Origin of the sequence: Actinokineospora diospyrosa, assembly GCF_024171925.1 — a bacterium.
In the GTDB taxonomy this organism is placed as follows: Bacteria; Actinomycetota; Actinomycetes; order Mycobacteriales; family Pseudonocardiaceae; genus Actinokineospora; species Actinokineospora diospyrosa.
Genome location: NZ_JAMTCO010000007.1, coordinates 104116 through 116294 on the forward strand (window position 1 = coordinate 104116; position 12179 = coordinate 116294).

At 70.7% G+C, this 12179-nt stretch carries 12 protein-coding genes; 3 read left to right on the top strand and 9 right to left on the bottom strand.

The features are described 5' to 3' along the window. Positions 1 to 598: 598 nt before the first annotated feature. Complete coding sequence (locus tag LV75_RS14285; protein WP_253887377.1) at positions 599 to 1225, bottom strand: GNAT family N-acetyltransferase; 627 nt, start codon at positions 1223 to 1225, stop codon at positions 599 to 601. A gap of 172 nt (positions 1226 to 1397) precedes the next feature. Between LV75_RS14285 and LV75_RS14290 the strand changes: the two genes are divergently transcribed. Next, positions 1398 to 2717, top strand: coding sequence for an aminotransferase-like domain-containing protein (locus LV75_RS14290; RefSeq protein ID WP_253887378.1), 1320 nt, complete (start codon positions 1398 to 1400; stop codon positions 2715 to 2717). Between the two features lie 188 nt (positions 2718 to 2905). Further along, positions 2906 to 3850: a D-alanine--D-alanine ligase family protein gene (locus LV75_RS14295; RefSeq protein WP_253887379.1), complete on the top strand. Its 945-nt coding sequence runs from the start codon at positions 2906 to 2908 to the stop codon at positions 3848 to 3850. A 63-nt stretch (positions 3851 to 3913) separates the two neighbouring features. Here LV75_RS14295 and LV75_RS14300 read toward each other — a convergent pair whose 3' ends face one another. The 8 genes from LV75_RS14300 to rpmH all read right to left on the bottom strand — a co-directional run bounded on the left by LV75_RS14300 (position 3914) and on the right by rpmH (position 9635). Next, the gene (locus LV75_RS14300; protein WP_253887380.1) at positions 3914 to 4888 is read right to left on the bottom strand and encodes a ParB/RepB/Spo0J family partition protein; all 975 of its coding nucleotides are present in this window, start codon (positions 4886 to 4888) and stop codon (positions 3914 to 3916) included. Beyond that, positions 4885 to 5781 (bottom strand): ParA family protein, encoded by an 897-nt coding sequence (locus tag LV75_RS14305; protein WP_253887381.1) that lies wholly within the window; start codon positions 5779 to 5781, stop codon positions 4885 to 4887. Before LV75_RS14305 ends, LV75_RS14300 begins: the two co-directional genes overlap by 4 nt. A 69-nt stretch (positions 5782 to 5850) precedes the next feature. After that, positions 5851 to 6549: a 16S rRNA (guanine(527)-N(7))-methyltransferase RsmG gene (gene rsmG / locus LV75_RS14310; RefSeq protein ID WP_253887382.1), complete on the bottom strand. Its 699-nt coding sequence runs from the start codon at positions 6547 to 6549 to the stop codon at positions 5851 to 5853. A 548-nt stretch (positions 6550 to 7097) separates the two neighbouring features. Further along, positions 7098 to 7592 carry a Jag family protein gene (locus tag LV75_RS14315; protein WP_253887716.1) on the bottom strand — a complete coding sequence of 165 codons (495 nt, stop codon included), beginning with the start codon at positions 7590 to 7592 and terminating at the stop codon, positions 7098 to 7100. Positions 7593 to 7676: 84 nt separating this feature from the next. Next, positions 7677 to 8744: a membrane protein insertase YidC gene (gene yidC, locus LV75_RS14320; protein WP_253887383.1), complete on the bottom strand. Its 1068-nt coding sequence runs from the start codon at positions 8742 to 8744 to the stop codon at positions 7677 to 7679. Between the two features lie 4 nt (positions 8745 to 8748). After that, positions 8749 to 9072: a membrane protein insertion efficiency factor YidD gene (yidD, locus tag LV75_RS14325; protein ID WP_253887384.1), complete on the bottom strand. Its 324-nt coding sequence runs from the start codon at positions 9070 to 9072 to the stop codon at positions 8749 to 8751. Then, positions 9069 to 9482: a ribonuclease P protein component gene (rnpA, locus tag LV75_RS14330; RefSeq protein WP_253887385.1), complete on the bottom strand. Its 414-nt coding sequence runs from the start codon at positions 9480 to 9482 to the stop codon at positions 9069 to 9071. The genes yidD and rnpA overlap by 4 nt, the downstream gene beginning before the upstream one ends. A gap of 15 nt (positions 9483 to 9497) precedes the next feature. Further along, complete coding sequence (rpmH, locus tag LV75_RS14335) at positions 9498 to 9635, bottom strand: 50S ribosomal protein L34 (RefSeq protein WP_018684246.1); 138 nt, start codon at positions 9633 to 9635, stop codon at positions 9498 to 9500. Positions 9636 to 10082: 447 nt separating this feature from the next. On the opposite strand from rpmH, the gene dnaA reads away from it, so the two are divergent. Next, a complete protein-coding gene (gene dnaA, locus LV75_RS14340) occupies positions 10083 to 11690 on the top strand; it encodes a chromosomal replication initiator protein DnaA (RefSeq protein WP_253887386.1) in 1608 nt (535 codons plus the stop codon). Positions 11691 to 12179: the final 489 nt, after the last annotated feature.

Consider the following 12179-nt stretch of genomic DNA (forward strand, 5'->3'; position numbering starts at 1 on the left):
CGGGCCACCAAGGCCGGAGTTCACCCAGTAGAGACGCTGGATTCCGGCGTTCCAAGGCTTGACGCAAGCCGATTTCGCGCGGGAGCCAAACTCACCGCCACAGTCGCGACGCCCACAGACGACCAACTCGCCCGTCGAGCCCACCGCAGGCAAGGGAAGCGACAAGGTGCCGCCTTGGACGCCACCTCCGAGGCGAGCCCACCTTCGGCCACACATACCCCGAGCACGCCCGCGACGACCAACGCCGGTAGCCCCAAACACCGCCGCTTAGCGCGCCAGTGCGTGCGACCCCTCACGAGGTGCCCTTGCTGGCGACGGACAATGCCGCCGGGCCAGCACCAACAACGCCCGCCACATCCCCAGCTCAAGCCACACAACCGGCGGCCAACCCACCAAACGGAGGCCCTCCCCGCGAACCCCCGCCCCCCACCACACCACGGGGGGCGTCCCCGGTGCCAGTCTACCCGGTCTCAGGCCCGCGAAGGGGGTCGGCGAAAAGCTGTGGATGACCGAATGGGTTGTGGATAACTCGCGACCTGGGCAAACGGCAGCCGCGCAGCCCGAAGCGGCGGAAGTTCACCTGGTCGAGGAGCGGGGATCAGCGCTGGAGGATCGGCGAGGCGGTGCTGATGGAGACGGTGCCGAGGAGGCGTTCGAGGGCGGCCTCGACGTCTTCCTTCCAGGTGATGCCGGTGCGCAGTTCGAGGCGGAGCCGGGGCCAGCGGTGGTGCGGGCGGACCGTCTTGAAGCCGACGCTGGTGAGGAAGTCGGCGGGGACGACGCAGGAGCGGTCCTCGTCGGGCTGGGCGTCGCCGAAGGCCTCGATGGCTTTGACGCCGCGGCGGGTGAGGTCCTTGGCCACGGCTTGGACGAGCATCCGGCCCAGGCCGCCGCCGCGGAACTCGGGGAGGACGTGGAAGCCGGTGAGGACGACCGCGTCGGCGCTGACCGGGGCGGTCGGGAAGGCGGAGGCGCGGGGAACCGCGTTCGGCGGTGCGTAGAGCACGAAACCGACCGGGAGCTTGTCGCTGTAGACGACCCGACCGCAGGAGCCCCAGTCGAGCAGAACGCTGGAGACCCAGGCTTCCTTCTCGAGTTCGGTGGTACCGAACTCCTCCGCCTGCTCCTTGAGGTGTGGCGCCAATTCCCAGTAGACACAACCCCGGCAGTGCTTGGGGAGGTGCTCAAGGTTGTCCAGCGTGACGCCGACGACGCGTCGGGACACCCCACCTCCCGTGCTTGCGGAATTGTCGCGCGCCCGCAGGGGGTAGGACGCCGAGTTACGCTGACCAGGATAGGGCGATGTGACCTGCGCCGGAACCGCAGACCGCAATCTCAGGGGTAAGTCACTCCTCTGGTTACACTGTTTTGGCTGGCCCACCCCCTGGGAGTCACCCATGAGCACCTCCGGACACCTGCCCGACAGACCGGGCTCCCGCAGTCTCGACCCGCACCTCGGCCGGTACGCGGCCCGGGCAGAGGGCATGACGGCATCCGAGGTGCGAGCACTCTTCGCGGTGGCGAGCAGGCCCGAGGTGGTGTCGCTGGCAGGCGGCATGCCGAACCTGGCAGCCCTACCGCTGGACTTCCTCTCCGACCAGATCGCCTCGATCGTGGCCGACGAGGGGCTCGTCGCGCTGCAGTACGGCTCCGCCCACGGCGTGCCGCTGCTGCGGGAGCAGATCTGCGAGGTCATGGCCCTGGAGGGGGTCACCGGCCACCCGGACGACCTGGTCGTCACCGTCGGTTCGCAGATGGCGCTCGATCTGGTGACCCGGATCTTCATCGACCCGGGTGACATCGTGCTCGCCGAGGGCCCGTCCTACGTCGGCGCGCTGGGCACCTTCGCCTCCTACCAGGCTGACGTGCGGCACGTGGTGATGGACGAGCACGGTCTGGTCCCCGAGGCGCTGCGGGCCGCACTGGCCGCCGCCGACCAGGCCGGGCGGCGGGTCAAGTTCCTCTACACGATCCCGAACTTCAACAACCCCGCTGGCGTGACGCTGGCCGTGGCGCGCCGGGCCGAGGTGCTCGACATCTGCGCCCGCCACGACGTGCTGGTCATCGAGGACAACCCGTACGGCCTGCTGGGCTTCGACGGGCAGGTCTACCCGGCGCTGCGGTCGATGGACGCCGACAACGTGATCTACCTGGGGTCGTTCTCGAAGACCTTCGCCTCGGGCCTGCGGGTCGGCTGGGCACTGGCACCGCACGCGGTGCGGGAGAAGCTGGTGCTGGCCGCCGAGTCGGCCGCGCTGTGCCCGCCCACGTTGAACCAGCTCGTCGTGTCCCGCTACCTGGCCACGCACGACTGGAAGGGCCAGATCAAGTCCTTCCAGACCATGTACCGGGACCGCCGCGACGCGCTGTTGGCCGGGCTGGCGCAGTACATGCCCGCGGGCTGCACCTGGACCAAGCCCGACGGCGGGTTCTTCGTGTGGCTGACCGTCCCCGAGGGCGTCGACACCAAGGCCATGCAGCCACGCGCGGTGACCGCCCGGGTCGCGTACGTCCCCGGAACGGGTTTCTACGCCGACGGGTTCGGCAGCAGGCAGATGCGCCTGTCGTTCTGCTACCCGCCGCCGGAGCGGATCACCGAGGGGGTGCGCAGGCTCGCCGGGGTGCTCGCCGAGGAGCTGGACCTGCTGCGCACGTTCGGCCCGACCGCCAGCCGCTCGCTGTCCGGCCCGCAAACCCCCACCCCAGACACCGCCTGACGCTCAGGCTCGATGGGGTGAACCTCCTGTGCGGGGCCGGAAAAGACGGCCCTCCCTCGCGCGCGTGCTTGCTGATGGCGCCACCCACGCAAAGGAAGTCCACCCCATCGAGCCGATAGGCCCCTGACCACCGCGGTGTACCTTCGGGTCCGCCGCGATCGAGCTGTGCCTTCACAAGGGAGAACACCGTGTCCGACCGCTGGGTTGCCGTCCTCGCCGGGGGCTTGTCGCACGAGCGCGACGTGTCGCTGCGGTCCGGGCGACGGGTGTCGGCGGCGCTGCGGCAGGTGGGGCTGACGGTGGAGGAGTGGGACGCCGACTCGAGCCTGCTGCCGCGACTGCGCGAGCACCGGCCGGACGCGGTGGTGATCGCGCTGCACGGTGGCGAGGGGGAGAACGGCTCCATCCAGACGATCTTGGAGCTGCTGGACATCCCGTACGTGGGCACCGACGCCGGGACCTGCAGGCGGGCCTGGGACAAGCCGACCGCCAAGGCCGAGCTGCGCCGCGCCGGGATCCTGACGCCGGACTGGGTGGTGCTGCCGCAGAGCGCGTTCCGCGAGCTGGGGGCGCAGCCGGTGCTGGACGCGATGGTCGAGCGGTTGGGGCTGCCGCTGATGTTGAAGCCGGACCAGGGCGGGTCGGCGTTGGGCGCGCAGGTCGTCCGCTCGTCCGCCGAGTTGCCGACGGCGATGGTCGGCTCGCTCGCCTACAGCGACGCGGTGCTCGCCGAGCAGTTCATCGACGGCGTCGAGGTCGCGGTGACCGTGGTCGACGGACCGGGGGGACCGGAGGCACTGCCCGCCGTCGAGATCGCCCCGGCGTCCGGGGTCTACGACTACACCGCGCGCTACACCGCCGGGCTGACCACCTTCCACACGCCCGCCCGGCTGGACGACGCGGTCGCGGCCAAGGTCGCCGAGCTCGCCGTGTCCGCCCACGAGCTGCTCGGCCTGCGCGATGTGTCGCGGACCGACGCGGTGGTGAGCGCGACCGGCGAGGTCTACTTCCTCGAGGTGAACCTGTCGCCCGGACTGACCGAGACCTCGCTGTTGCCGATGGCCGCGGAGGCGGCGGGTCGTTCGCTCGGCGCCATCTACGCCGGACTGGTCGACCGCGCCATCACCCGCTGAGAACCCGGTTTTCGGCGTCCGTCACCGTGACGTATCGACCTGGTGTGGTTGCCTGCACCGGATTCATGCCTGATTTATCCCATTTTCCGCCATCATGTCGACGATCCGCTCGAGGTCGTCGACCGAGCCGAATTCGACCACGATCCGGCCCTTCCGCTTGCCGAGCTCGACCTTGACCCGGGTGTCGAACCGGTCCGACAGCTTGTCGGCCAGGTCCTGCAACCCCGGCGCGTGGATCGGCTTGCGCGGCGCCTGCTTCGGCTTGGCCGGGGGAGCGCCCTTGGCGAGGGTGACCGCTTCCTCGGTCGCCCGCACCGACAACCCCTCCGCCACGATCCGGGTCGCCAGCTCCTCCTGCGACCCCGGCTCGTCCAGACCGAGCAGCGCGCGGGCGTGCCCGGCGGAGAGCACCCCGGCGGCGACCCGGCGCTGCACCGGCAGCGGGAGCCGGAGCAGCCGGATGGTGTTGGTGATGACCGGCCTGCTGCGCCCGATCCGGCTCGCCAGCTCCTCGTGCGTCACGGCGAACTCGTCCAGCAGCTGCTGGTACGCGGCCGCCTCCTCCAGCGGGTTGAGCTGCACCCGGTGGATGTTCTCCAGCAGCGCGTCGCGCAGCATGGCGTCGTCGGCGGTCTGCCGCACGATCGCCGGGATCCGGTCCAGCCCGGCCCGCTGCGACGCGCGCAGCCGCCGCTCGCCCATGACGAGCTCGTAGCTGTCCCCGCCGAGCTCGCGGACCACGATCGGCTGCATGAGCCCGAACTCGCGGATCGAGTGCTCCAGCTCGGTCAACGCCTCTTCGTCGAAGACCTGGCGGGGCTGCTTCGGGTTCGCCTTGATCGCGGCGGTCGGGATCTCCCGGTACACCGCGCCTGCCACCACCTCGGGGGCGGGCGCGGGGTCGACGGCGTCGCCGTTGCGCGCCGCCGGACTGGGCAACGACAGCCCACCGGTCGGCACGCCGGTTGGCGGCCCCTGCGGGATGAGCGCGGCCAGTCCGCGCCCCAACCCGCCCTTGCGTCCGGCTGGTCCACTCATCGGGGCGCCTCCGCTCCTCGTTCGGCAACTTCACGCGCGGCGTCGAGGTAGCTCATCGCGCCGCGGGAACCGGGATCGTAAGCGAGGACGGACTGCCCGTACCCAGGCGCCTCCGAGACCTTGACGCTGCGCGGGATCACCGTGGCCAGCACCGTGTCCCCGAAGTGGTGCCGCACCTCGTTGGTCACCTGGTCGGCGAGCTTGGTCCGGCCGTCGTACATGGTGAGCAGGATCGTCGAGACGGTCAGCGACCGGTTCAGGTGGGCCTGCACGAGTTCGATGTTGCGCAGCAGCTGGCTCAACCCCTCCAGCGCGTAGTACTCGCACTGGATCGGGATCAGCACCTCCTGCGCGGCGACCATCGCGTTGACCGTGAGCAGGCCGAGCGAGGGCGGGCAGTCGATGAAGACGTAGTCCGGGTCGAGCACGTCCAGCGCCTCGTCGGACAGCGCCTCCTTGAGCCGGGACTCCCGGGCCGCCATCGACACCAGCTCGATCTCGGCACCGGCGAGGTCGATGGTGGCGGGCACGCAGTAGAGCCGGTCCGACTGGTCGCTCATCTGCGCGGCCTCGGCCAGGCTCACCTCTCCGAGCAGCACCTCGTACACCGAGGGGGTGCCGGAGCGGTGCTCGACGCCGAGCGCGGTGCTGGCGTTGCCCTGCGGGTCGAGGTCGATGACCAGGACGCGCAGCCCGTGCAGGGCGAGCCCGGCGGCCAGGTTCACCGCGGAGGTCGTCTTGCCGACGCCGCCCTTCTGGTTGGCGACCGTGATGACCCGGCGGTGCGTGGGGCGGGGGAACATCTTGTCCGGGTGCTTCACCCGGGTAGCCCGGGCGGCCTCTTCCGCTATCGGCGTCCACCCGGCGACGGACGCGGGGGAGGGCTGCGTCATCGTCAGCGCACCTCCCCGGCGGCCCGGGCGATCGCCGTCGGTTCCACGTGAAACATCCCTGCTCCGATCTCAGCCTCGATGTGCACCCTGATCCTTCCTCGTCCGGCGGGACCGGTCCGACCCGGTCGCGGACTGCACGCGTTCGATGAGCACCACGGTGGTCGGCACCTCGAGCACACCGGCACCACAACGCTCGACCCTCGGCTCGCCACCCCCCAACGCGGCGACCTCAGCCCGATCCCGGTCGATCTCCTCGGCGGCACTCGCGCCCTTGAGGGCGACCACCAGGCCGCCCCGCCGGAGCAGCGGGAGGCACCACCCGGAGAGCTTGGCCAACGGGGCGACCGCCCGGGCGGTGACCACATCCGCGCCGGAGACCCGTGACCTGACCGCTGGCTCCTCAGCACGCCCGCGCAGGACGGTCACCGAGGACAGAGCAAGAGTCTCCACGACCTCGTCCAGCCACGCCACCCGCCGCGCCATCGGTTCGACCAGCGTCACCCGGAGGTCGGGCCGGGCGATGGCGAGTGGGATCCCGGGCAGCCCGGCCCCCGACCCGATGTCCACCACAGCGGCCGCGCGCGGGACGCACTCCTCGATCACGGCCGAGTTGAGCACATGCCGATCCCAGAGCCGGTCCAGCTCCCGGGGCCCGATCAACCCGCGCTCCACACCGTGCTCAGCGAGGAGTTGGACGAACCGCTCGGCCAGCCCAACCCGGTCCCCGAACACGTCTTCCGCGACCGCCGGTCGCACCAGCCCAGTCATACCCCACCCGATGTTCCACGTGAAACCATGCCGCGCCGATTCTCCCTGACGACCCGCGCCCCAGGGGTAGCGGGCCGCCGCGTTTCACGTGAAACACGCGGCGGCTCCGTCGCCGGACGGCGGCCTCGACGGGAATCGTGGGCGGCGAGGTGCGCGCGATGGTTCGGCGGTCGGCACACCGCGTAGGAGTCCGGGGGTCGATCGCAGCCTCCGGTCAAGCCCACACGGTCGAGACGGGCGGCTCCGCGCACAGCGCCTGCCCCGATTGTCGGAACCCGTGGCTCCAGTCTGTTTGTGCCACTCAGCGACCCTCGAGGACTACCGGTGGAATCCCGATCGCTGTGGCAGCGGAGGCAGTTGGTGCCGAGGGCGGACACCGGCCGGAGTGGGCATGCGGCGCCAAGCCTCGGGCCACCACGGGGCCTCGACCGCAGGAGCGATCCACTCCAAGGGGAGCTGGGTCTGCGGCCCGGCCGGTAGATCATGGGCGAAAGAAACGCGGCCCACCCCGGGAAGGGGTGGGCCGCGTTAGGCAAGCAGGGGAGGAGCTACTGCGGGAAGACGACCACGCGGCGGCGGGGGTCTTCGCCCTCGCTTTCGCTGTGGACGCCCTTGATGGTGGCGACGGCGTCGTGGACGACCTTGCGCTCGAACGGGGTCATCGGCTGCAGTCGGATCCGCTCGCCGCTGGAGAGGACCTTCTGGGCCGTTTCGCGGCCGAGCTCGCGCAGCTCTTCCCGGCGGTCCGCCCGCCAGCCCGCGATGTCGAGCATCAGCCTGCTGCGGGTCCCGGTCTCCTGCTGGACAGCGAGCCGGGTCAGCTCCTGCAGCGCCTCGAGCACGTTGCCGCGGGGGCCGACGAGCTTCTCCAGGTCCTCGCCGCCGTCGATGCTGATGATCGCGCGGCTCGCCTCGACGTCGAGGTCGATGTCGCCGTCGTAGTCGAGGATGTCGAGCAGCCGCTCCAAGTAGTCGCCCGCGATGTCGCCTTCCTGAACCAGCAGTTCCTCGGTGGAGGCAGCGGGGCCCTCGTCCACCCGCACGTCCGCGCTACCCCCGTCGGTGACCTTCTCGGTCGCCTGCACCGTCTCCGGCACGGTTCACTCCTCTCCAGGTCGAAGTACGCCTCAGCGGTTCTTGCGACCTGACTTCTTGCTACGGGATCGGTCTGAGATCAGACCGGGGATCTGGGTGCCGCCCTTGCCGTTGCCGCCGCCGGGCTGGGTGGGTTTGCTGCCCGGCGCGGTCGAGTCGGGCTTCGTCGAGTCGGGCTTCGAGTCGGCGGCCGGGGTGGTGTCCGGCGCGGTGTCGGTGCCGCTCTCCTCAACCTTGGCGGTGGGGCGCTTCTTCTGCTGGGTGGGCTTCTGGCCCGGCTTGGGGGCGGCCGCGGCGCGCTTCTCCTGCGCGACGACCTTCTTCGCGGCTTCCTCGGCGTCGATCTTCTTGTAGACGAAGCGCTGCTGCCACAGCGTCCACGAGTTGTTCGACAGCCAGTACATGATCAGGCCGATGGGGAAGAAGAACCCGCCGAGCAGCACACCGAGCGGGAAGATGTAGAGCGTCAGCTTGTTCATGATCGCGGTCTGCGAGGTGGCCGCTTCCGGGTTCTGCCGGGAGACCGAGTGCCGCGCGGTGAGGTGGGTCAGCGCGCTGGCGAGCAGCATCAGCGGGATGGCGACCAGGACCACGGTGGTGCGGGTGACCCCGAAGTGCGCGAGCTCGGTGGCGGGCTGGGTGATCCAGTTGCTCAGCCGGGCACCGAACAGGTTCGCGTCGATGTAGGAGGCGACGCCGCGCTCGTCGAAGAAGTAGTTCTCGGTCTTGCCCGGCTTGAACTCGCGCAGCACGTGGAACAGACCGATGAACACCGGGATCTGCAGCAGCATCGGCAGGCAGCCGCCGAGCGGGCTGACCCCGTGCTCGGACTGCAGCTTCTGCATCTCCTGGGCTTGCTTCTGCCGGTCGTTGGCGTACTTCTTCTGCAGCTTCTTGATCTCGGGCGCGAACTCCTGCATCTTGCGCATGGAGCGGACCTGCTTGACCGTGGGCTTGAACATGATCGCCCGCAGCGTGAAGACCAGGAAGACGATGCTCAGCGCCCAGGCGATCGCGCTCGATTCACCGAACACGTGTCCGAAGACCCAGTGCCAACACCACATGATGAAGGACACCGGGTAGTAGATGAAATCGAGCACTGAACTACTCCTCGGTGGCTGTCTGCTCGACCGGGCTTGGCCCGGACTTGGTCTCGGTTCTCCTCGGCGGCACGGGGTCGAGGCCACCGGGGTGCCAGGGGCCGCAGCGGAGCAGTCGGCGCGCGGCGAGCCAGGACCCGCGCAGCGCGCCGTGCACGGTCAGCGCCTCGACGGCGTAGGCGCTGCAGCTGGGGTGGAAGCGGCAGGCGGGCGGTAGCACCGGCGAGAGCCACCGCCGGTAGAGGTGCACCGGGACGAGCAGCACCCTGGCCACCGGCCCCGGGCGCGCGGCGTCGGCGCGGCCCGGCACCGCGGTCGCTCCCGTCACGCCCCACCGCCATCATCAGCCCCGCCACCGGGGACCAGGCGCAGCCTGCGGATCGCGGCGTCGAAGTCCTGGCCCAACTCAGCGCTCGTCGCCTCCGCCGACACCGGCAGGGCACGCACGACCAACGTGCTGCCCGGCGGGAGAGTTCCGATCCGCGCGCGCACCACGTGCCGCAGCTTGCGGGCCACCCGGTGCCGGACGACCGCGTTGCCCACGGCCTTACTCACGACGAAACCGACCCTCGGCGCCGCGGGGGTCCGCGCCGCCGACGGGTCGGCTTCGTGGGGTTCGGTTCCTGCCCCGGCCGTGATGGCGTGCACCACGAGCCTCGGCCGACCGGCGCGCCGCCCGCGCCTGGTCACCAGCCGGAAGTCCGCGCTGTTGGTCAGCCTGCAGGCCGCGGGAAGCACGGCGACCGGTTGGGGTCAGGCCGACAGCTTGTCGCGGCCCCGGCGGCGGCGGGCAGCGATGATCGCGCGGCCCGCGCGGGTCCGCATGCGCAGGCGGAAGCCGTGCGTCTTGGCGCGGCGACGGTTGTTCGGCTGGAAGGTGCGCTTGCTCACGGCTCGTTCTCCCGGTACTCATCAGCTCTAGCAGGTCTGCCCGCCCCCAGCCGGTCCGCGGCTGGGGACTGGAGTGTCGACGCGCGCGGGGCACGCGGAACTCACCCGCCGCAAGCGGGAGACCTTATGAGAGTACGCACCGGTGCCCGCGCCTTCAAACCGGGGTCCGCAGACCGGTCGGACCAGGCGTCCGAGCACGGCTTGTGGCCGCCTGCCGCCGTTGTTACCGTGCGCCTCCTGGTTGACCGCACCCGCCGATGGGAGCCCTGCCGCGCCGCCGTCACCGGAGCACTGAGTACCTTTGAACCCCCCGACACGGGTGTCCCCTCGGTTCGCCGTACCTTCGTGCACAGTTGTGGACAACCCTGTGGATGCCCGTTTGACGGCGAACGCGCACCGGGACCAGCCTTACCGCCAATGCCGACGAGGGGAGGGGAGCAGGCGCCGATGTCCGAGCACCAGATGAATCTCGGGGTGGTCTGGGAGCAGGTCGTGCGCGAGCTGTCCGCGGGCACCCTCTCCCCGTCCCAGCGGGCGTGGATGCGGATGACCAGGCCGATCGGCCTGCTGGACGGGACCGCCCTGCTCTCCGCGCCGAGCGACTTCGCCAAGGAGGCGATCGAGCGCGCGCTGCGCGAGCCGATCACCAACGCGCTCTCCCGCAGGCTCGGCCGGGTCGTGTCGCTGGCGGTCAAGGTCGACGCCGCGCCAGCCGTCCCGGCCGCGGCACCGGTGACGGTGTCCAGCCAGGGCGTGTCCAACCAGGTCGTCGCCGCGCCGGTCGCGGCGTCCTCCCCGGTGGTGACCGCCGAGGTCGACGGCGACACGCTGACCATCCCGGCCGCCGACGTGGCCGCGCTCGACGGTCAGGCCGACCACCCGGAGAACGAGGACGACGGCGAGGAGGTGGACGAGGAGGGCGACGCGCTCGCCACCGTCCACGAGATCTGGCCGACCTTCACCGGTCAGCAGCACGCCAGCGGGCAGCCGTTCACCGCGCCCGCGCAGCCGCAGACCTCCAAGACCAGGCTCAACGAGAAGTACACGTTCGACACCTTCGTGATCGGCGCGTCGAACCGGTTCGCCCACGCCGCGTCGGTCGCGGTGGCCGAGGCACCGGCCCGGGCGTACAACCCGCTGTTCATCTGGGGCGAGTCCGGTCTGGGCAAGACCCACCTGCTGCACGCGGTCGGCCACTACGCGCAACGGCTGTTCCCCGGCATGCGGGTGCGGTACGTGTCGACCGAGGAGTTCACCAACGACTTCATCAACTCGCTGCGCGACGACCGGAAGGTGGCGTTCCAGCGCCGCTACCGCGACATCGACGTGCTGCTGGTCGACGACATCCAGTTCCTGGAGGGCAAGGAAGGTACTCAGGAGGAGTTCTTCCACACCTTCAACACCCTGCACAACGCGAACAAGCAGATCGTGGTCTCCTCCGACCGGCCGCCCAAGCGGCTGGAGACGCTGGAGGACCGGCTGCGCACCCGGTTCGAGTGGGGCCTGATCACCGACATCCAGCCGCCCGAGCTGGAGACCCGGATCGCGATCCTGCGCAAGAAGGCGGCCCAGGACCGGTTGGCCGCCCCGGCCGAGGTGCTGGAGTTCATCGCGGCCCGGGTCGAGGCGAACATCCGCGAGCTCGAGGGCGCGCTGATCCGGGTGACCGCGTTCGCCTCGCTCAACCGCCAGCCGGTCGACGTCGGCCTGGCCGAGATCGTGCTGCGCGACCTGATCCCCGACTCGCAGGCCCCGGAGATCAGCGCCCCGACGATCATGGCCGTGACCGCGGAGTACTTCGGCGTCTCGATCGACGACCTGTGCGGCCCCGGCAAGACGAAAGCGCTTGCGCAAGCCCGCCAGATCTCGATGTACCTGTGCCGCGAGCTCACCGACCTGTCGCTGCCCAAGATCGGGCAGACCTTCGGCGGCCGCGACCACACCACGGTCATGCACGCGGACAAGAAGATCCGCAAGGAGATGGCCGAGCGCAGGCGCATCTACGACCAGGTGCAGGAGCTGACCTCCCGCATCAAGCAGCGCGCCCGCGCCTGACGGCGCCCCACCCCCGGAAGTCACCCCCGGGGTACACCCATGCCCGAACCCGGTCGCCGCACCTCTTTATTGCGGCTGTGCGGGACTGCCCACCGGCGCAATAAAGATCGCCCCGGTCGCGCGCCGGGAGGGGTGGGACACCGCTCCCGCGGCCGCGCCGGTCGCCGCGCGCTGACCGCGTGCGACCGCCTCGACTCGTGCGGTGAGCACCGAGCCCAGTAGGTTCGTCACGGCCGTGGGTCTCCGGCCGCCCGAACTCCGCCGAACCGCCGCGCCGGGGCGGTGTCCCCACCCAGTCCCCAGGCGCAGAAAAGTTCTGGCCGCGCCGCCCGGGTCGCACTCTTTATTGCCGCCGTGGAGCGGCCGCCGCACCGCCGCCGAAGTCGGTCGATCGCGCCGATCGCCGGGGGGCCGGGTGGGTCGCGAAGCCGGTGCTCCCCCTCGGATCCGGCCGGTTCGCGGGTTTTCTGGGGCTGGGGAGGCCCGCTC